The sequence below is a fragment of the Ruegeria sp. BF6 genome (assembly GCF_056538665.1).
The window spans coordinates 314,260-333,927 of record NZ_JBQFTN010000002.1; the positions used below are offsets into that span (position 1 = coordinate 314,260).

14 protein-coding genes, 1 tRNA gene and 1 pseudogene are annotated in these 19,668 nt (G+C 56.8%); 8 read left to right on the plus strand and 8 right to left on the minus strand.

The annotated features are described in order from the left end of the window. Positions 1–8: 8 nt before the first annotated feature. The 4 genes from ACR0IM_RS09610 to ACR0IM_RS09625 are packed head-to-tail and all read left to right on the plus strand — an operon-like array spanning position 9 to position 5,805. Positions 9–1,646, plus strand: coding sequence for a phytoene desaturase family protein (locus tag ACR0IM_RS09610; protein WP_480681703.1), 1,638 nt, complete (start codon positions 9–11; stop codon positions 1,644–1,646). A gap of 10 nt (positions 1,647–1,656) precedes the next feature. Then, on the plus strand, positions 1,657–3,228 hold the full coding sequence (locus tag ACR0IM_RS09615; RefSeq protein ID WP_480681704.1) for a phytoene desaturase family protein: 1,572 nt from the start codon (positions 1,657–1,659) through the stop codon (positions 3,226–3,228). Continuing rightward, positions 3,228–4,406, plus strand: a complete 1,179-nt coding sequence (locus ACR0IM_RS09620) for an aminomethyl transferase family protein (RefSeq protein WP_480681705.1) — start codon at positions 3,228–3,230, stop codon at positions 4,404–4,406. The genes ACR0IM_RS09615 and ACR0IM_RS09620 overlap by 1 nt, the downstream gene beginning before the upstream one ends. Before the next feature lie 28 nt (positions 4,407–4,434). Beyond that, on the plus strand, positions 4,435–5,805 hold the full coding sequence (locus tag ACR0IM_RS09625) for an aminotransferase (RefSeq protein WP_480681813.1): 1,371 nt from the start codon (positions 4,435–4,437) through the stop codon (positions 5,803–5,805). Positions 5,806–6,039: 234 nt separating this feature from the next. On the opposite strand, the gene ACR0IM_RS09630 is transcribed toward ACR0IM_RS09625, so the two are convergent. Then, complete coding sequence (locus tag ACR0IM_RS09630; protein ID WP_480681706.1) at positions 6,040–8,079, minus strand: oxidoreductase; 2,040 nt, start codon at positions 8,077–8,079, stop codon at positions 6,040–6,042. 168 nt (positions 8,080–8,247) lie between these two features. On the opposite strand from ACR0IM_RS09630, the gene ACR0IM_RS09635 reads away from it, so the two are divergent. Then, positions 8,248–9,309 (plus strand): extracellular solute-binding protein, encoded by a 1,062-nt coding sequence (locus tag ACR0IM_RS09635; RefSeq protein ID WP_480681707.1) that lies wholly within the window; start codon positions 8,248–8,250, stop codon positions 9,307–9,309. Between the two features lie 107 nt (positions 9,310–9,416). Here ACR0IM_RS09635 and ACR0IM_RS09640 read toward each other — a convergent pair whose 3' ends face one another. The 4 genes from ACR0IM_RS09640 to ACR0IM_RS09655 are packed head-to-tail and all read right to left on the minus strand — an operon-like array spanning position 9,417 to position 13,473. After that, positions 9,417–10,520: an ABC transporter ATP-binding protein gene (locus ACR0IM_RS09640; RefSeq protein ID WP_480591192.1), complete on the minus strand. Its 1,104-nt coding sequence runs from the start codon at positions 10,518–10,520 to the stop codon at positions 9,417–9,419. A gap of 1 nt (position 10,521) precedes the next feature. Beyond that, positions 10,522–11,355: an ABC transporter permease gene (locus tag ACR0IM_RS09645; protein WP_480681708.1), complete on the minus strand. Its 834-nt coding sequence runs from the start codon at positions 11,353–11,355 to the stop codon at positions 10,522–10,524. Then, positions 11,352–12,209 (minus strand): ABC transporter permease, encoded by an 858-nt coding sequence (locus ACR0IM_RS09650; RefSeq protein ID WP_480591188.1) that lies wholly within the window; start codon positions 12,207–12,209, stop codon positions 11,352–11,354. Before ACR0IM_RS09650 ends, ACR0IM_RS09645 begins: the two co-directional genes overlap by 4 nt. Positions 12,210–12,267: 58 nt before the next feature. After that, a complete protein-coding gene (locus ACR0IM_RS09655) occupies positions 12,268–13,473 on the minus strand; it encodes an aromatic ring-hydroxylating oxygenase subunit alpha (RefSeq protein ID WP_480641592.1) in 1,206 nt (401 codons plus the stop codon). A gap of 150 nt (positions 13,474–13,623) precedes the next feature. Between ACR0IM_RS09655 and ACR0IM_RS09660 the strand changes: the two genes are divergently transcribed. Further along, complete coding sequence (locus tag ACR0IM_RS09660; protein WP_480681709.1) at positions 13,624–15,126, plus strand: trimethylamine methyltransferase family protein; 1,503 nt, start codon at positions 13,624–13,626, stop codon at positions 15,124–15,126. Positions 15,127–15,292: 166 nt separating this feature from the next. Here ACR0IM_RS09660 and ACR0IM_RS09665 read toward each other — a convergent pair. Next, a pseudogene (locus tag ACR0IM_RS09665) lies at positions 15,293–15,820 on the minus strand (tyrosine-type recombinase/integrase). A gap of 77 nt (positions 15,821–15,897) precedes the next feature. Here ACR0IM_RS09665 and ACR0IM_RS09670 point away from each other — a divergent pair. Next, entirely contained in the window at positions 15,898–16,605 is a 708-nt protein-coding gene (locus tag ACR0IM_RS09670; RefSeq protein WP_480681710.1) for an IS6 family transposase, read from the plus strand. A 136-nt stretch (positions 16,606–16,741) separates the two neighbouring features. Here the strand turns inward: ACR0IM_RS09670 and ACR0IM_RS09675 are convergent. Next, positions 16,742–16,818: transfer RNA gene (locus ACR0IM_RS09675), tRNA-Pro, on the minus strand. A 99-nt stretch (positions 16,819–16,917) separates the two neighbouring features. Further along, complete coding sequence (locus tag ACR0IM_RS09680) at positions 16,918–18,033, minus strand: THUMP domain-containing class I SAM-dependent RNA methyltransferase (RefSeq protein WP_480681711.1); 1,116 nt, start codon at positions 18,031–18,033, stop codon at positions 16,918–16,920. 288 nt (positions 18,034–18,321) lie between these two features. On the opposite strand from ACR0IM_RS09680, the gene ACR0IM_RS09685 reads away from it, so the two are divergent. Then, positions 18,322–19,665, plus strand: a complete 1,344-nt coding sequence (locus ACR0IM_RS09685; protein ID WP_480681712.1) for a Na(+)-translocating NADH-quinone reductase subunit A — start codon at positions 18,322–18,324, stop codon at positions 19,663–19,665. Positions 19,666–19,668: the final 3 nt, after the last annotated feature.

Sequence of the window (19,668 nt, forward strand, 5' to 3'; positions counted from 1 at the left end):
AGAAGTTCATGGGGCAGCACGACAGATATGACGCAATCGTCGCAGGGGCAGGGCACAATGGCCTGACTACGGCCTGCTACTTGGCAAAGGCAGGGCTGAGGGTTCTGGTTGTGGAAAAGAACGATTGGATCGGCGGTGCAGCTGTGAGCCGGTCGCTGCATGAAGGTTGGACCTATTCCAACTGCTCCTATGTCTGTTCGCTGCTACGCCGCGAAATTGTGCGTGACTTGGAACTGCCAAAATATGGGCTTCAGGTGATCCCCTACGAAGGTGGTGCCAGCTTTAACCGGGACGGCGACTACTTTGCCTATATGTCCGACCATGACGCGCTGCGCCGGGAAATAAGCCGCCACAGTACGCATGACACGGATGCTTATGACCGGTTCAGCCAGACAGTGATACGCCAATGCCGCTTCATCCGGCCTTTTCTGTTGCGAAACGCACCAGATCCCACCTCGTTAAAGCCGCGCGACATCGGCGAGCTGCTGTTTCTGATCAAACAGGCGCATGGGCTGGGCAAGAAGGAGCTGGGCGAGACCCTGCGCTTTTGGTCGATGTCGATCGGCGACTTCCTAGATGAACATTTCGAGAATGACCTGATCAAGGCGCACATAGCCGGGGCAGGGATCATAGGTACGGGCCTAGGTGTCTATTCGCCCGGCACAGCTTATGTTCTGCTACACCACTACATGGGCGACGTGGATGGCGCGATTGGGGCTTGGGGCTTTGCCCGTGGCGGCATGGGTGCAATCTCCAACGCGCTTGGAGCCTGTTTTGAGGAAGCAGGCGGCACTATCGTAACCGGCTCTGGCGTCGACCGCTTTTTGGTTTCCAATGGCAGGGTCACAGGGGTCGTGTTGGAAAATGGCGATGAATACCGCGCGCCCTTAGTCGCCTCCAATATGGATGTGAAGCGAACTTTCCTGGAGCATACCGAGCAGCAGCATTTACCCTCCGATTTTTTGAGGGCGGTCAAAAGGTTCAAGATTCGCGGCTCGTCGGGCAAGTTGAACATTGCACTGGATGCCTTGCCCGAGTTTCCTGCCGCGCCCAAGAGTGCGCCTTTCTTGCGCGGCGATCTGCATTGCGCCGAAAGCCTGAACGAACTGGAACGCGCCTATGACGATTGGAAAGAGGGGCGCTGGTCGCAAAACCCTTATTTCGACATGCTGATCCCCAGCCAGATCGACCCGACAATGGCCCCGCCGGGCAAGCACATGATGACCGTCTTCGTACAATACGCCCCCTACGATCTGGAAGTGGGCGGCGTGCGCGCCGGAACCAACTGGAATGGCCAGACCCGCGGCGCCTTTGCGGATTGTGTCTTCGACAAACTGGAACAGGCCTGCCCTGACATCCGCAGCAAGACTTTACATGCTGAAATCCGCACGCCTTGGGATATCGAGCAGGAGGTTGGTCTTACCGAAGGAAACATCTTTCAGGGCGAGCTGACCTTCGACCAGTTGCTCTTCAACCGTCCGGTCCCCGGTTACGCACAATACGATACGCCGATTGATGGCATGTACATAGTCGGATCCTCAGCCCACCCAGGCGGCGGTGTGATGGCGGCTCCGGGTGCCAATGCTGCCAAAGAAATCCTGCGCAACATTGGCAAAAGCAACGCAATGAACAGCTACGCAGCCTGAGGAGTATATGATGACGACACCTACCTATGATGCGGTTGTCATTGGCGCGGGCCATAACGGGCTGGCCGCGGCTGCGACGCTGGCCCGTAAGGGCAAATCGGTTTGCGTGATCGAAAGGAACGAGACCGCAGGCGGTATGGCGCGCAACACCACACTTGCAGGCGGGACTCAGGTGCCGGAGATCGCGCATCTGCTTTACAACTTACACCCTAAAGTGACTAAAGAGTTGGGTCTCGGGACAGCACGTGCTCCCTTGGAATTGCGCAAGCTGGCTTCAGTGTCGCTATCAGAAGACGGTAACCATGCGGTCATCCGTGATGGCAAGGCTGAATTGGCAGACGGTCGACCTCATCCCGAAGCCGCGCCTTTTGCCGAATTGATGCGCCGTTTGACCCTGTTTGCGCGTTTGCTGGGCCAGCTTTCTACGAAAACCCCTCCGTCGCTTGAAGGCGGCTTGAACAGCCTGGATATGCTCACCGAACTTGGCGGATTGGCCAAACTGGGGCTGGATCTAAAGCGGATGGGCAAGAAGGACATGCGCGAGTTTCTCCGCGTTCTCCTGTCCAACGCTTATGACTTGATTTTGGATGATCTTGAGGACAGCCCGCTGGCTGGCGCGCTGGCAGCAGATGCGGTGCGCGGCGCTTATGCAGGCCCGCGCTCACCTGGGACTGTTTTTACCTTAATGTACCGCTTGGGGCAGGGCGGCGGTGCGCAGCTGCCAGTGGGTGGAATGGGCGCAGTTTCTGCTGCGTTTGAGACTGCGGCTCGCGCTGCCGGGGCGGAAATCCTTACTGGCAACGGCGTGGCCCGGGTGTTGGTTGAAAACGATCATGCAGCGGGCGTGGTGCTGGAGGACGGCACCCAAATCTCCGCCCGTGCAGTTTTGAGCAATACGGGCCCAATGCCCGCAATGATGCTCACAGGCACAAAACATTACGACGTCGAAGCAGTCCGGCGAATGCGCAACCAGCGCTGCAAAGGCTCGGCGGCCAAGGTCAATCTGGTGCTTAGCGGTACGCCGGAGTTCACAGGTCTCAATCCCGACCTTGCGGCGAGCCGGCTGCTGATCGCCCCGAGTGCAACTTATGTAGAACGTGCCTTCAACCCGGCTAAATACGGCGAGATGCCGAAAGCGCCTGTTATTGAGGCGATCATTCCCAGCCTGACAGACCCGACGCTGGCCAAAGACCGTCGGCATGTGATTTCTGCCGTGGTCAGTTCTGTTCCCTACGGTCTGGACGGCGGCTGGGATGAGGCAGCTCGTGAGAAACTGTCAAACGTCACAATTGCAACGCTTGAGAAATACGCACCCGGTATCGGAGGTCTGGTCATAGAGACGCAAGCCCTCAGCCCTGCCTGTATTGAAGCGCGAACAGGGGCGCCGGGTGGGCATTGGCATCATGCTGAGATGGGCATCGACCAGATTCTAACGGTGCGGCCCGCCAACGGCATGGCGCATTACCGGTTTGGACCCGAAGGCTACTACCTCTGTGGTGCGGGCGCCCATCCGGGCGGAGACGTGACCGGTTTGGCCGGCCGTAACAGCGCAATGCAGCTATTGAAGGACGGGGTACTCTGATGACCAAACATGTTCCCATCGGCCTGATCGAAACTCCGTTCCAGCCGCGGCTGGAGGCGCTCAGCACTGCTAAGAGTTGGACCAATTGGGCAGGCTACGTTTCGGCCGCGACATTGGACACGGTGGAGTTCGAATATTTCGCCATCCGCAACCAGACAACCCTGTTTGATATTTCGCCGATGCACAAATACCGCATTACCGGACCGGATGCGTTGGAGGTCGTGAACCGGCTGGTGACCCGCGACGTCGCCAAGCTGCGCGATGGGCGGGTCGGCTATGTTCTATGGTGCGATGAAGAGGGCATGGTCATCGACGATGGCACATTGTTCCGCTACTCCGAAACAGATTTCCGCCTTTGCTGCCAGGAGCCGATGTATACATGGCTTCTCGACACCGCCTGGGGATTGGACGTCGAAGTCGCAGACGAGAGCCAGAACATCGCGGCGTTGTCTTTACAGGGGCCGACGTCGTTCTCGCTGTTGCAGGATGCAGGTCTGGGTGATGTTGGAGAGATGAAGCCTTTCGATTGGCGCGAGGTCGAACCGGATCTCTGGGTATCGCGCACCGGGTTTACCGGTGATCTCGGTTATGAGCTGTGGGTTCCGAATGGAAACGCGTTGGACTTGTGGGACCGGTTGTGGGCGGCAGGCTGCCATTGGGGGTTGAAGGCGATCGGCTTCGAGGCGCTCAATATCTGCCGGATCGAGGCAGGGTTCATCGCCGCTGGTTTCGACTTCCAACCTGTTCACACTGCCATGCGCCTGGGGCGCGGCCGTAGCCCGCTGGAGTTGGGCTTCGATAAAATGGTGGATTTCACAAAGGGCCATTTCAATGGGCGCCGCGCATTACTGAAGCAACGGCAATCCGGTCTGCGGTATCACCTGCGCAAGATCGATATTGGCGGGTTCAAACCCGCTGATGGTGCTCTGATCTATCACAAGAAAAAGAAAGAGGTGGGGCATGTGACCTCTGGCGTATGGTCCCCCACGACCAAGCGCAACATCGCACTGGCCGAGTTCAAAGCGCCTTTCGGCGAGGTCATCACGGATGACCTCTGGGCAGAAGTTTACGTCAACGAAGAGGGCCAATGGGACAAGCGCCTTGTGCCGGTCACAATCGAAGACAACCCCATTTTCATCAATAGCCGTGCGCGAGCAACTCCGCCACGCCCGTTCTGAATCGGATCAGGTACTTCCAATGACCAAAATGAAACCAAATACGTTGTCCAACGAACCGAGCCCCAACACCCTGCACACGTGGGATCGCACCCATCAATTGCATCCTTGGATGGCAATGGACGACTGGCGTGGATACGACAATATGCTGATGGAGACCGCCGAGGGGATTCACCTTTGGGACGCCTCCGGAAAGCGCTACATCGACGGGCCCGGCGGCATGTGGTGCACCCAGATCGGCTATGGCCGCCAGGAGATGGCCGATGCCATCGCCGCGCAGGTCATTAAACTACCCTATACTTCTCCGTTCACCAACACCACTGAACCATCGGCGATGCTGGCTAAGAAGATCGCCGAAATGGCCCCCGGAGATTTGAATAATGTATTCTTTACTACCGGTGGCTCGACGGCGGTGGATACGGCGCTGCGTACGATGCAGTACATGAACAACCGCCGCGGCAAACCACAAAAGAAGAAGATCATTGCCCGCGAAAAGGGCTATCACGGCTCGACCTATCTGGCCCATTCGGTGACCGGCAAGGAGCGCGACAAAAGCCATTTCGATTTCGAGACGCGACTGGTGCATTTCCTGCCCGACGTTAACCCCTATCGCCGCCCTGCGGACATGAGCGTCGAGGATTGGTGCGATGACAAAGTCGCCGACCTAGCTGCCGCTATTGCAGAGATTGGCGCGGAAAACATTGGCGCCTTCATTGCCGAGCCGATTCTTTCCTCCGGAGGTGTCATTGTGCCTGCTCCCGGCTACCACAAACGGACCTGGGAGCTCTGCCGCGCCAACGATATCTTGTACATCTCCGACGAGGTGGTGACCGGTTTCGGCCGGCTGGGTCATTGGTTTGCCTCCGAAGAAGTTTTCGGTATTCAGCCCGACATGATCACCTGCGCAAAGGGTCTGACCTCTGGGTATCTGCCTTTGGGCGCATGCGTCATTTCCGACCGGGTTATGGAACAGATGAGTCACCTGGGTACACCGTCTTCCTACACAAACGGATACACCTACTCAGGTCATCCGGTCTCTTGCGTCGCAGCGCTCAAGAATATCGAGATCATCGAGCGAGAAGGTATCCTGGAGCATGTCCGCGCCGTCACCCCGCATTTTCAAGCACGCCTGCGCGAACTTATGACGTTTGGAATCGTCGGCGATGCTCGCGGTGAGGGACTTTTGGGATGTATCGAATGTCGGGCGGAGGATCTGGAAGCCGAGCGCAAGCTTGGCGCGATGATTGATGCCGCCTGCGAGAAGATGGGCCTGATCGTGCGACCGCTGATCAACATGGCTGTGTTCTCGCCACCGTTGATCATCACGTTGGAGCAGATCGACGAAATGTTCGACATTCTTGAACGAGCCATTCAGCAGGTGGAAGCGCAGCTGACAGTGTGAGGTTGGGGTAGGGGTGACAGAGGCTCCAGTCACCTTTCCCGAACTGGCGGGTGCATCGGGTTCCTGCACCCGCCTTTATTGTTCTATTGTTCTGGAAATGCTCGGCACCAGCTGCAACTCGGCATCTGAAAACTATTCACCTGATCGGCAGGCACAACACCATCCGACGTTTGCATCTATAGAAGGCATTCTTTCCGCGGCGCTTATTGCGGAAGTTCGATTGCGCGTGTGTTCTTACACCGTATGTTCGCGACGCCCGTATTTCGTGGCAAGATCAACTTCCTGTCCCAGGTCCATCGCGGCGCGGTAGCCGCTTTGCACGGCGGCCGCTACGATATGGGGGGCTTCGGCGTCGCCAATGCGGATTACGGATTTGATGCCGGACTCGTGTAATCCATCTCCCATACCCTTTAGGCCATCATAGAGATCCAGCACCGGCAGGCGGCGGGTAAGCGGGATAATTGCATCGCAGGCATGAGTACTGCGGCTCTCTGAGAACATGCAGGACAAGACTGCCTCTCCCTTATGGGCAGCCACCAGCATTCGGTTGGGTACGACGGCAACCCCCGCCTCAATCAACGCGGTATTGGATTGGTAGACCTCGGTCGTCCATTGGCCCCAATCGCAGGGACGGCCAGCGGGCGTCACCAGCGTGACCCTGTGCCCTTCCTTGCGCAGCTTTAAGGCCAGAACTGAGCCGAGGTAGTAGTGATCGTCATCATAGATCATCACATGATCCGCATTCAGCGTTTCACCTTTCAGCACTGTTTCCGCCGAGACGACCATGCCGGGCGCCTCCTCCTCTAAACCGGTATCGGAATGCCGCCCGATGGTATCCCTCGCCCAGACCGCCCCTGTTGCGGCGATCACATGGGAGGCACCAAGATCCAGCACATCGGATGCTGTCAGTGGGCTTTCCGGATAGATTTCAACGTTGGACAGTTTTTCGATCTGCCCAACACGCCAGTCGCGCACGCGGGCCCACTCAACCATCCCCGGCAGGCGGGACTCACGAGTGACGCGGCCTCCTAGTACGCGGCTTGCTTCGGCTAGCATTACCGAATGGCCGCGCTCGCCTAGAACCCGGGCGGCTTCCAACCCGGCAGGCCCTGCTCCGACAACCAGCACTTTTTCAGGTTTTTCGCTGCGCCCGGCTTTCTCGGGGTGCCAGCCTTGGCGCCATTCCTCGCCCATGGTCGGGTTCTGGGTGCAGCGCAGTGGCACACCAAGCGAGTCATGCGCGTAGCAGATGTTGCAACCGATGCACTCGCGTATGTCTTCGCTGCGGCCTTCTTCAATCTTCTTTGGCAGGAACGGGTCAGCGATTGACGGGCGTGCCGCACCGATCAGATCCTGCCCGCCCTGGCGGATCACCTGCGCCATGGTTTCAGGCGAGGTGTAACGCCCTACCGCCACAACGGGTTTGGAGGTCAGAGATTTCGCTCGCGCGATATTATCCGTAAAAGACGCTTCCTTGACGAAACGGCTTACCCCCATCTCAACCCCGTAGTCGGGCACCACCAGGTCCCACAGGTCTGGCAGGTCCGCCAGCATGGCGAAGGCATCATAGCTCTCGGCATCGTCCAGCCCGACGCTGAAACGGGTGGCCACGGCGCATTTGTGACCAACGGCCTCTTTTGTTTCCTCGATGAGTTCGCGCACCAGCCGAACCCGATTCCTCAGGCTGCCGCCGTATTCATCAGTGCGTGTGTTGTTCACCGGGTCGAGGAATTCCGACAGCAGGTAGCCGTGGGTGGCATAGACATAAACGATGTCGAAACCGGCATCGACCGCTCTTAAGGCAGCCTCGCGGTGCCATTTGCGAATATTGCGGATGTCCTCGCGATCAATTTTGCGCGCCTGTCCCGGATGCAGCACTGTGGAATCCGTCTGTGGCCGGTTGCGCATACCAAGGGGGGCAAGCCGGGTGCCGAAATTCGTCACCATACCGCCGCCTATCCACAACTCCACCCCGGCCAGCGCGCCATGTTCATGCACGGCGTCGGTCATCAACTGGTTGGCCCGAATATCATCCTCGTCCCACAGTGCGGCATAGGGGTAGTAGTCGTTATCCGAAGTTGGGTGAATCGAGCAGAATTCGGTATTCACAACCCCCCAACCTCCTTCCGCCTTCATCCCCCGCATTGCCGCAACAGTACGCGGGCGCCGCCATCCCATGCCCGCGCAGTGCGGCACTTGGTAGAAACGGTTCTTCGTCTCTACGGGGCCGATTTTCAGCGGCTGGAAGAGGATTTCGTGGCGAGGATCGCGCATCAGTATTTACCCTTTGATATGCAGGTTTTGCATCATAATTTGATTGAGCGCTCAAATAATTCTTGTGTCAAGTCAGATTCCCTCTTAACCTTTTTCTTATCACGGTCCTACCTGCGCCGGAGGAGGCAAAAGGCTGGAAAACAGGGCCGCGGCAACAGGGAGACTTTCATGAAATTTTTGAAAACAGCCACTGCGCTTGGCATGGCCCTGTCACTTCAGGCAGGTACGGGATTGGCCGACGATGCGGAACTGACCGTTTTCGACTGGGCCGGTTACGAAGACCCTGAGTTCTTCTCTGCTTACATCGAAAAACATGGGGACGGGCCGACTTTCGCTTTCTTCGGTGACGAGGAGGAAGCGTTCCAGAAACTGCGTTCCGGTTTCCACGCAGACGTTGCCCATCCCTGTTCACAGTCGGTTCCAAAGTGGATTGAGGCCGGGTTGCTTGCCCCATTGGATACTGCGCGCATTGAGCGCTGGAACGAGTTAGAGCCGAGTTTCCGCGACATTGAAGCCTACACCAAGGACGGCCAGAGCTATTTCATTCCAGCGGATTGGGGCAACACTGCCGTCACCTATCACACTGAACATCTGAAAGATGCGGACGTGGCGACCCTGCAGGCCTTCGCAGATCCCAAGCATCAGGGGCGGATCTCGATTGGCGACAATGTGGATGATGCCTATGCTTTGGGTTTTCTGGCCATTGGCGTCACAGACTGGACCAATGCCACGGACGAACAGTTTCAGGCAGCATCTGATTTCCTGCGCGCGGTGCACCAGAATGTTCGCACCTACTGGTCCGATGGCGCGTCGCTGGCCCAGCTGATGCAAAGCGGTGAGGTTTATCTGGCCTGGGCCTGGAACGAGACATATTCGACGATGACCTATGAAGGCCACCCAATCGCTATCAAGCGCGACACGGAAGAGGGCGCGTCCAGCTGGGTATGCGGTTATGCGAAGCTAGCCAATGCGCCGGGCTCTGAAGACAAGTTCTATGACTTCATCAACGCTTGGTTGGAACCTAAAACCGCTAATTATCTTGTGTCCAGCTGGGGCTATGGCCACGGCAACGCAAAGGCCATGGCGGACATGAACGCGGACGACCTCGCGGCAATGGGGCTTGAAAGCAGCGAAAGTCTGCGGGCCAAGACCTTGTGGCAAGCACCGGTGCCGTCGGACCTGCGCGAAAAGATGATCGCTGAATTCGAACTGATTAAAGCTGGTTTCTGAAGCCGCCTTGTATTCACGAAAGAAGAAACACCCCGCAAAATTGGCGGGGCGTTTCTTGTTTTCTATAACTTGATGCTATTCCGGGCGACCAGCCAAGGCAGCCTGGGTCACTGGAATAGCACGATGGAGTCAGCGCCCCAGCCCACCGGAACCTCGCTGCCGGGAGGAACGATGGAACGGCCCGCGGTGTTACGCATTGAGATTGTCACGTCCGCGGTATGGCCGGGCAGGCGCACGCTGTAATAGGTCATGTCGCCATAATAGGCGGTTCCAGTTACCTGCCCCCTGGCCACCTGCTCGGTCGGTTCGCTGCCATCAAAGAGGATAGTCAGCATCTCCGGTCGGATGCCAATCGAATCCAGGTTCTGAATGTCCATTCCTTCGGGGATCTGCGCTGTTGGTAATTCGATACTGCCAAGCGCCGGAATATCGAGCGCCAGATGACCGTTCATACGCCCCGAGGCTTTGGCGTCGAGGAAATTCATTACTCCGATAAACGAAGCAACACGCTTGTCCACCGGGCGGCGGTACAACTCTTCCGGGCTGGCTAGCTGTGCAATCCTGCCTTCGAACATAACGGCGATCCGGTCGGACATAGTCAGTGCCTCTTCCTGGTCATGGGTCACCAGAATAAAAGTAATACCAAGCTTTTGCTGGAGTTGGCGCAGTTCCACCTGCATTTGGTCGCGCAGCTTTTTGTCGAGCGCGGACAAAGGCTCGTCCAACAACACGACCTTCGGCTTCATCACCAGTGCCCGGGCCAGAGCAACCCGTTGACGCTGACCGCCGGACAACTCGTGGGCAGCGCGATCACCCAACCCGCCAAGGTCCACCATTTTCAGCGCCTGCTCTACTTCGCGGGCAATTTCAGCTTTGGGCATCTTGCGGGTCTTCAAGCCATAGCCGACGTTTTCTGCCACGCTGAGATGCGGGAAAATCGCATAGGATTGAAACACCATATTGGTGGGGCGGCGGTTGGCGGGGACGCCCGCCATGTCTTGGCCTGCAATAACGATTGTGCCATCCGTTGGCGTCTCAAACCCGGCAATCATGCGCAGTAAGGTGGTCTTGCCGCAGCCCGAGGGGCCCAGCAGTGAAAAGAACTCGCCCTCATAGATGGTTGCATCAATGCCTTTTAAGGCCTCAAAGCTACCAAAATTTTTGGTGATGCCGGTAAGGTCGATGATGGGCTTTAGGGATGGGGTAGCCATATCAGGCAAATCCTCCGGTAGCTGAAGCTTCGATACCTTGTTTCCGAGCCGAACGGCGGCGGAACCACTCGGCAAGGATCAGGAGTAGGACAGACAGAGTCAGCAAGATAGTCCCGAGCGCCATTACAGACGGCAGCTTGGCAGGAAAACGCAGCTGGCTCCAGATATAGACGGGCAGGGTTACTTCTGTGCCGGTCAGGAAAAAGGCGATAATGAATTCATCCAGCGAAATGGTAAAAGTGATCAGAAGACTGGACACGATGCCGGGCATGACCAACGGTAGAACCACGCGGCGGAACGTTCCCCAGCGGCTTTCACCCAGGTCGTACGAGGCTTCCTCCAAGCTTTGATCCAGCCCTTGAAATGCAGAGTTCAGAATGGCGATGGCGAAGGGCGTGCAGATCAGTACATGGCCCAATATGACGGTTGCCAGCGACAACGGCATGCCCAGCTGGATCAGAAGAACCAAAAGGGCCACTGCAACGATGATCTCTGGCAGCACAAGTGGCAGCATGATGAAGCTCATAATACCGCGTTTGGCTGGGAACCTGTAGCGAGCTGCCGCCCGTGCTGCGCAGGCGCCGAGGATGGTGCTCAGCACCGCTGACGTGACGCCGACAACCAGCGAATTTCGTACCGCACCGTGCAGGGCCTCAGTCTTCCACAGCACGTCGAACCACTGGGTGGTAAAGCCGGTCAGTGGAAATGAAATGATTGTGGCGTCGTTAAATGCGAACATCGGCAACAGGATGACCGGTGCGTAGAGAAAAACCATGTAGGCAACGGCGTAGAAAACCAGCCATTTGGGGGAAAGCCCTTTACGAACCGAGTTCATTTCACTTTGCCTCCAAAACGTTTGCCGGCAAAGAAGATCACTGCGCTAATGCTAGCCACGATCAGCATCGAAGAGATTGCCAGAGCCGCTCCCAGCGGCGCGTTATTTGCCTTGCCGAATTGAATTTGGATCATGTTCGCGATCATCAACCCGTCGGTACCGCCAACCAACTTCGGAGTGATGAAATCTCCGATGGTTGGGATCAGTACGATTAGGGTAGAGGCTACCACGCCAGGCATTGCCAATGGCAGTGTGATCCGAAAGAACCTACGCACCGGTCCGTCGCCCAAATCCTCGGCGGCTTCCAGCAGCGAGCGATCGATCTTCTCCAGTGCTACGAATATTGGCAGAATCGCGAAGGGCGCCCAGGCATGGGCCAGTGTCAGCACCACCGCATTGGCGTTGTACAACAGGAAAGTCAGCGGCTGGTCTATGATGCCCATCCCGGTGAGCGCGGTATTTAAAACGCCGTTGTATCCGAGGATCACTTTCCACAGAAACACCCGCAGCAGATAGCTGGTCCAGAAGGGTACGGTGATCAGAAACAACCACAACGCCTTGCGGTGCTTGACGTGGAAGGACAGGTAGTACGCGATCGGAAACGCAAGGGTCACGGTTACCACTGTGACAATCAGCGAAATCTTTAGTGAGCGGAGCAGCAAGGTGCGGTAGATCGGTTTGCTCCAAGCTTCGCGGTAATTGTCCAATGTTAAGGTCGTATCGAGCTCGAGGTAATTCTGGGTCCAGAAGCTAAAAGTTACCACCATCACCAGCGGAGCGGCCAGCAACAGTAGCGAATAGAGTAAAGTCGGGCTGATCAATGCGAGGCCCTGACGCCTCTCTCCGGTTAACATTCCTGGCTCCTCCCGGCCGGTATTAAGAGCGCCGCCCTGTTCGTGGCGGCGCCCGTATTCATGTCTTGCCCAGCTGTGCAAGCAGCTCTGCATTCCGGGTCTTCAATTGCCCCGAGTCGGGTTCATCATGGTCCAGCACCGGGAACAGCTTGCGCAACTCATCGTGGTAGCTGCGCACGCCGTGCTCCAGATCCGATAGGATTACCCCATCATAGCCGCTGGAGAAGGCCGCCTCCCAGCACCATTCGATAAGCTGCTCATCCTCTTTCGAGGTGATCCGGTCGATCCGTCCGCTGAGATATCGTGCAGCTCGCAGCTGCCGATTCTCTGCCGGCCGTTTGTAACAGGCGGCGCGCTGGATAGTACGACCGTTTTCCACCGGAAACTCGTGATAGAAGATCACTGAATCCGGGTAGATACCGAATACCAGGTTGGGGAAAAGCCCCAGATAGAGCCAGGCTGCCTGATGTTCGTCATCCAAAGCCTCGGCTCTCGGAAGCAACTTCTTGTAATTGCGCACACTCCACATCCGCCCGGAACCCGGGCGGAAGCCACCAAAGGACCGGGCGGCGCCATTGGTGAACGGTTGATCTTCGTAATTGTTGCCAAAAAGATCATGCAGGCCTGGATGTGCCAGCGGCACATGGTAGCCCTCGTTGTCCACGTCACGAACGCATTTCCAGTTTGCAGCGATTTCCGTGACGCTGATCCCATTCCCGTCCGGCAGAATCTCTGCCAGGCCGTAAGGGATCAACTCTTCTTCAAACTGAGCCATCACCTCTGAAACCTTGGGTTGCGGTCCCGGCTTGAAGCGAACAAAGACAAAGCCGTGCCAAATGTCCATCTCGACCGGTTTTAATCCCCACTTCACTGGGTCCAGATCCGGTAACGTCTCGGGGCGTGCAGCGCCGCGCAGTGTTCCGTCCAGATTGAAGGCCCAGCCGTGGAACGGGCAGATGATAGCGTTTTTGCAATGTCCCTTGTTTTCAGCCACGACGCGGCTTCCACGATGGCGGCAAAGATTATGGAAGGCGCGAACTTCACCGTCCGCCCCCCGGACCACCAGAGCACGTTCGCCAGTGAAATCCGCAGCCATGAAATCGCCGGCTTCGGGCACATCGCTCACATGGCAAACAAGCTGCCAGTGTCGTCGGAACAGAAGCTCCTTTTCTTCTTCCAGAAGCTCTTTGTTGGTATAGCTCCAGGCGGGCAGCCCGGTGCGCCCGGCTCTGGGATCAGAGTGAATCAGCACTTCGTCCTTCATAAGGATCTCCTTTCCTCTGAAGGGAATCACTATCATTTTTTATTTGAGCGCTCAAATAAAAAAATTACTGCAGATGTGTTTTGACGGCTGGACAAGACGATTGCAGTGCGTCAAGTTTGAGTAACTGCTCAAACTTTGAGGACGTAAGAAATGCGCCGAAACAGAAGCCGCAGAAGATCTCCATTGCCCACTGATGTCGTCGCCAACAAAGGTCCGCATTCCCTGACTACACCAGCCTACACGCCGCTTACGCAAACCCAGGTTGATGAAATCGTGAACACAGCTATCGAGCTGCTTGGCACATCAGGCGTAGTGTTTGAGGCAGGAGGTGAAGCTGACTGTCTGCTGCGGAGTGCCGGGTGTAAATTTTCAGGTAATGGGATCGTGTCTATCCCAGAAACCGTGACCCGCAGGGCGCTGGAAACCGCTGCCCGCGCGACCACTTTATGGGACCGCAACGGGGAAAATCCCATCTCGATTGATTGCCATCACACTTGGTTCATGCCTGGCATGACCTGTATTGCAGTCTATGATATGGAAACCGGCGAGCCCCGACCTTCGACACGGGAGGACCTTGCCCTCATCACAAGAGTTGCGGACAAGCTTCCGCATGTTGATGCGGTTTGCATCGCCGTTAAGAACGTCGAGGAGTCGAACCAGTTCGGCGAAATCGACGAATTTGCATGCATGATGGAAAACACCATCAAACCGTTGGAATACCTTTGCGAACATCCTTCATCTCTTGAGGCGGTGATCGACATGGCCGCGGCCTTGCGCGGATCGCATGACGCACTTAGAGACAAGCCGTATTTCTTGCATCTGATCACACCGCTACCGGTCAATCTCGCGCGGATCCACTCGGACCAGATCATCACCGCTGCTCGGGCAGGTATTCCGGTTGGCGTCGGCACTCTGCCGATTGGTGGTGCCTCTTCACCAATCACCTTGGCCGGATGCATTACCCATGCTCTGATGACGGATTTCGCAGCCATTGTGCTTGGCCAGTTGGCTGCTGAAGGCAGTTTCTGCATTGGGTGTTCGGATGTGAACTTCATGGAACCTGCTACAGGTGCCATAGGTAGTTTCTCTCAGACCTCGGTTGCCGACATGGCGATGTGCCAAGTGCGCCGCACGCTGGGGTTCCCCTCGCTGACCGGCATCGGAGGTTGTTCGGTTGCCCGCCGCCTCAATCAGGATGCGGTCTGGGAAATTTCGTCAAACATGACACAGATGTTCTACAACCGTCCCGCTACAATCGACTACATGGGTTCGCTCGATCAGGGGCTGACCTATTCGCTGCACGCGCTTTTGTTGTGTGACGATCTGGCTGGGCTGCTGCGAAAGATGTGGCAGGGGTTGGAAATTTCTTCCGACCAGATGGCTGTTGATCTCATTCGAGAAGTTGGCCCCACTGGAAACTTCCTCGCTCATCAGCACACAGTCGACAATTGCCGAACCCAGGTGTGGAACTCCCGGTATTTCGGCCCGAACATTCCGCTCAGCAATTCTGGGCTCGCAGATCAAGACTTGTTTGAGCGACTTGACGATGACCTCAGAGAAAAGTTGGCGGCGCTGCAGCAGCCTGAACTGCCTCGGGAAACCAAGGCAGCAGTGACCGTGATTTTGGAAAAATACCGCGAACTTATGGTCTAGTCGGGTCGCAACGCTGATCGCGTTGGAGCAAGGGCGAACTTCCTGGAACATCAGATGCAGTTGCCACTGAAAGATGCTGCAAGTGCACGGATGGCTGCTATTCGGAACTAAAATGGCATGGCGGGAATGTGTGCAACGGGTCGCCCGTGAAGGCGATCCATTGGCTCTATATCTCAATGGCTTCGGAGATGGCCAAGGCATCTTCGAGTTCAACGCCGAGATACCGGACTGTGCTGTCCATCTTGGTATGGCCAAGCAAGAGCTGGATCGCTCTGAGGTTGCCAGTTTTCTTGTAGATTTGGGTGACCTTCGTGCGCCTCATTGAATGGGTTCCGTAGGCGCTTGCTTCAAGGCCAATAGATGTGACCCAGTCTCGTACAATCCGCGCATATTAACGTGTCGAGATTTGCAATCTTTCGTGGAATCTGCCAGGCCAGAGGTATTCTGAACCAACCATGAGTTGATCTTCCATCCATTTTCCAACAGAGGCACGGGTGCCCTCGGATATCTCGAAGCGCACAGGTTTCTGCGTCTTGCTCCGCGGTACTGAAGCGCGTTCCTTGATCTGACCCGATGAAATGATATCGACCACCTTCATCTTCACCAGATCACAGCCGCGATGCTTGCTGTCGATTGCCATGTTGAAGAGTGCAAGATCACGGTGGTTACCGGAAAGCTCGAGGCGAACTCGGATTGCCCAGACATGTTTTGGTTGGTTTTGTCAGATTAACTTTGCTTGAGCGGGGCAGGGTGGTTGCGTAGCTTTTGCCCATGACCAGACCTGCCTCTTTCAAATACTTTAAAACTAGTCCCGAAATCATCCGCCTTGCGGTGATGTTGTGCATCCGTTTCCCACTCTCGCTTCGGAATGTCGAAGACATGCTGCACGAGCGAGGCATCGACGTGAGCCACGAAACTGTCCGGTATTGGTGGAACAGGTTTGGCCCGATGTTTGCTGCTGAGATCAGACGGAAGCGTATTCAGCAATTGAAAGCATACTCTAAATGGAAGTGGCACGTGGACGAGGTTTTCGTGAAGGTGAATGGCAAGAGGCACTATCTTTGGCGGGCTGTTGATCCCGAAGGCGAGGTGCTGGAAGCGGTTGTCACCAAACACCGAAACAAGCAGGCGGCATTGAAATTTCTCAAGAAGTTGATGAAGCCTCACGGCAAAGCGGAAACCGTCGTGACGGACCGCTTCGCATCCTACAAGGCTGCGTTCAGAGATCTGGGTGCGCTGGAAAAACAAATGACGGGCAGGTGGCTCAACAACCGCGCCGAGAATTCGCACCTCCCGTTTCGACGACGCGAACGAGCGATGCAACGTTTCAGGCGCATGCGAAGTTTACAGAAATTCGCCGCCGTCCATTCCTCCGTCTATAACCACTTTAACCAGGGAAGATCGCTCGCCAGCCGAGACACCTTAAAGCTGACCCGCACCGCCGCTCTTGCCGAGTGGCGTCAACTTTGTTCGGGATAGGATCACGGTTTCCGCAGCAAACTGAAACTGGTTCGAATTCGTCTGACAGCACCCATCCAGCGAATGAAACGTTGCGGATATCGTTGCAGCCGATCCGCAGAAAACAACAAAGGCGCCCTTGGGCGCGTTGTTTTATTGGTCGGAGTGAGAGGATTCGAACCTCCGACCCCTGCCTCCCGAAGACAGTGCTCTACCAGGCTGAGCTACACTCCGACCGTGGCGGGTGATCTATACCCGGCAATTTGGATGTGCAAGAGGGTTTTTGAAGCCCTTCGCGGGAATTCCAGTCAGGCGGATGATGCAGAATTGCCGTTAGAGCAGGGGTTCGGTTCGGTACAGCCGGATTTTCGTGCCGCCATGATCTACTATGGGCCCCGGGGCCAACAATGGAAGGCGGGTTGCGCGAGCAAGCGACTGGTTGCTGGTCACTATTCCAACTCGCCATCCGCTGAACCGGGACATCAGAGCTTTTCCTAAGCTGCCATACAAAGAGCGCAGGCGCTTTTCATCCCCGATTCTGGCGCCATATGGCGGGTTAACGATGACAAGACCCGAAGAACCAACGGGAGGTTTGATGTCACTGACCGAACTGCACCGAAACCGTGTGTGCGCGGCAACTCCAGAGCGCTCGGCATTCGTACTGGCCACCTCAACAGCACCTGCGTTTCGATCCGACCCGTAATACACCGTTTCCGTTTCTGATCGTGGGCCGCTCTGTTGCATCGCGGCCCATGCTTCAGAATCGAACTCTCGCAGGTCTTCGAAAGCAAAACGGCGGGACCGTCCAGGGTTCAGCGCCAAGGCAATCTCGGCTGCTTCGATAACAAATGTCCCCGAGCCGCACATGGGGTCCAGAACGGGCTCGGAACCGTCAAAGCCGCACTCTCGCAGGAACATGGCGGCCATGGTTTCGCGCATCGGCGCCTTGGCAACTGCCGGTTTGTGGCCGCGCTTGTGCAATGGCTCGCCCGAAGTGTCGACAGACAAGGTGCAGATATCCTTTTCGATCCGCAGCAAAACCCGCAGCCCCGCGTCTGACGAAATCGGTGTGCCTAATGTGTCCGTGATTGCCCGCTCGATCCTCTGACGGGCAGCGCCTGCATGGTAAATACGCGACTTGCGGCTGGTGGCCTCGACCTTGACCGGAATGTCGTGGCGCAGGAAATCAGACCAGGGAAACTTACGCGCCCGTTTGTCGAGTTGTGCCAGGTGAACCGCCGGGAAACTTCCCAAACGGACCAGAACCTTGTTGGCACCGCGCAGGCACAGATTTGCGCGCCAGACCTCGGGCCAAGCACCTCGGCAGCTTACCCCGCCGGGTACGATTTTGGCGCCTGCGAATCCCTTCTCAACGGCTTCGGCGTACAATGGCGCTTCAAGGCCCGGGGTGGCCACCAGAAAAATCTCAAGATCGCTCGTCTGTTCCATTGGATGTGCTTACACCGGAAGCTTTCCGGGTGCGACACGCAAATTGTGCTGCGACAAAACGTAAATCTTCCGAGGAAAGTGCCATTCAAAGTGCAGTTTAGACGGTAACAGGTTTGCTTTTAGCATCATCCCCGCGTAAAGGACCCCCAATCAGAACTACGCCCGCGGAATTCGGACGCATTTCGACGCTTTTGCGACGACTGTTTGAAAATCCCGCGTTATTGTCTGACCCTGAAAAGGTGTCGGCATGGCTGGCACAGGTAAAGAGGCTTGGAAGACAGTAGCGACATGCAAACTTTCAAACTGAAAAAAGGGTTGGAGTTGCCGGTGCAGGGCGCACCGGAACAAACCATCCATCCGGGACCAGAATTCAAATCTGTTGGAGTGTTGGGGGGCGACTACCTTGGCCTGAAACCGCGAATGCTGGTTCAGGAAGGTGACACGGTTCAGCGCGGCACACCACTGTTTTGCCACAAGGATGTACCCGAGGCGATGATGGTTGCGCCGCTCAGCGGTAAGATCGTCGCCATCAACCGTGGCGCCCGGCGTGTTTTGCAGAGCGTCGTGATCGAGGTTTCGGACCCAAACGACGCGGGTGTTGATTTCTCGGGCGTCGGCAACGGTGACAGCGCCGAAGGCGTGACCGACAAGCTGTGCACGGCGGGCCTGTGGACGGCTTTCCGCACGCGGCCATATTCGAAAATGCCGGCACCGCACACCAAACCGGCGGCGATTTTCGTCACCGCGATGGACAGCGAACCGCTGGCAGCCGACGCGGCCATGATCATTGCCGATGCGGGTGAGGCATTTGCCGCGGGCTTGGGTGCGATCTCCAAGCTGACCGAGGGCAAAACCTATCTGTGTCACAAGGACGGCGATTCCATTCCGGGTTCAGATGTGGCGGGTGTCGAAGCCGCGGGCTTTTCGGGTCCGCACCCAGCGGGTCTGGCGGGCACGCATATTCACTTCCTTGAGCCGCTGGCCGGCGACAAGCAGGTCTGGACCATTGGCTATCAGGATGTGATTGCCATTGGCCGGTTGTTCCAAACCGGGCATCTGGACCCCAACGTTGTGATCGCACTCAGCGGCCCCGGCGCGCGGCAACCGCGTCTGATCCGAACTGTGATGGGCGCCTCGACCGATGACCTGACCCGCGACGAGATTGATGTAGACGGCACCGCCCGGATCATCTCGGGCTCGATCCTGTCTGGTGTGCAGGCCGAGGGCCCGACCGCCTATCTGGGCCGTTTTGCCCGTCAGATCAGCATCATTCGCGAGGATCAAGATCAGATCACGATGGGCTGGATTCTTCCGATGCCCTCGAAGTTCGCGGTCCAGCCGGTTCTGGGCTCGGCCTTTGCGCGCAAACTCTATAAACTGACCAGCAACCTGAACGGTGGCCGCCGTGCGATGGTGCCTACAGGGACGTTCGAAGAGCTGATGCCGCAGGATTACCTGCCGACACAGCTGCTGCGGGCATTGCTGGTGATGGATACCGACACCGCTCAGGCACTGGGTGCTTTGGAGCTGGACGAAGAGGATCTGGGCCTTGTGGGCTTTGCCTGTCCGGCGAAATATGAATACGGGCTGGCGCTGCGCGACTGCCTGACCAAGATTGAAAAGGAGGGCTAATCC

What these genes read in the sequence shown, in the direction of transcription:
- ACR0IM_RS09610 (WP_480681703.1), top strand. Translation starts at nt 9, where the DNA reads ATGGGGCAGCACGACAGATATGACGCAATCGTCGCAGGGGCAGGGCAC.
- ACR0IM_RS09615 (WP_480681704.1), top strand. Translation starts at nt 1,657, where the DNA reads ATGACGACACCTACCTATGATGCGGTTGTCATTGGCGCGGGCCATAAC.
- ACR0IM_RS09620 (WP_480681705.1), top strand. Translation starts at nt 3,228, where the DNA reads ATGACCAAACATGTTCCCATCGGCCTGATCGAAACTCCGTTCCAGCCG.
- ACR0IM_RS09625 (WP_480681813.1), top strand. Translation starts at nt 4,435, where the DNA reads ATGAAACCAAATACGTTGTCCAACGAACCGAGCCCCAACACCCTGCAC.
- ACR0IM_RS09630 (WP_480681706.1), bottom strand. Translation starts at nt 8,079, where the DNA reads ATGCGCGATCCTCGCCACGAAATCCTCTTCCAGCCGCTGAAAATCGGC.
- ACR0IM_RS09635 (WP_480681707.1), top strand. Translation starts at nt 8,248, where the DNA reads ATGAAATTTTTGAAAACAGCCACTGCGCTTGGCATGGCCCTGTCACTT.
- ACR0IM_RS09640 (WP_480591192.1), bottom strand. Translation starts at nt 10,520, where the DNA reads ATGGCTACCCCATCCCTAAAGCCCATCATCGACCTTACCGGCATCACC.
- ACR0IM_RS09645 (WP_480681708.1), bottom strand. Translation starts at nt 11,355, where the DNA reads ATGAACTCGGTTCGTAAAGGGCTTTCCCCCAAATGGCTGGTTTTCTAC.
- ACR0IM_RS09650 (WP_480591188.1), bottom strand. Translation starts at nt 12,209, where the DNA reads ATGTTAACCGGAGAGAGGCGTCAGGGCCTCGCATTGATCAGCCCGACT.
- ACR0IM_RS09655 (WP_480641592.1), bottom strand. Translation starts at nt 13,473, where the DNA reads ATGAAGGACGAAGTGCTGATTCACTCTGATCCCAGAGCCGGGCGCACC.
- ACR0IM_RS09660 (WP_480681709.1), top strand. Translation starts at nt 13,624, where the DNA reads ATGCGCCGAAACAGAAGCCGCAGAAGATCTCCATTGCCCACTGATGTC.
- ACR0IM_RS09670 (WP_480681710.1), top strand. Translation starts at nt 15,898, where the DNA reads ATGACCAGACCTGCCTCTTTCAAATACTTTAAAACTAGTCCCGAAATC.
- ACR0IM_RS09680 (WP_480681711.1), bottom strand. Translation starts at nt 18,033, where the DNA reads ATGGAACAGACGAGCGATCTTGAGATTTTTCTGGTGGCCACCCCGGGC.
- ACR0IM_RS09685 (WP_480681712.1), top strand. Translation starts at nt 18,322, where the DNA reads ATGCAAACTTTCAAACTGAAAAAAGGGTTGGAGTTGCCGGTGCAGGGC.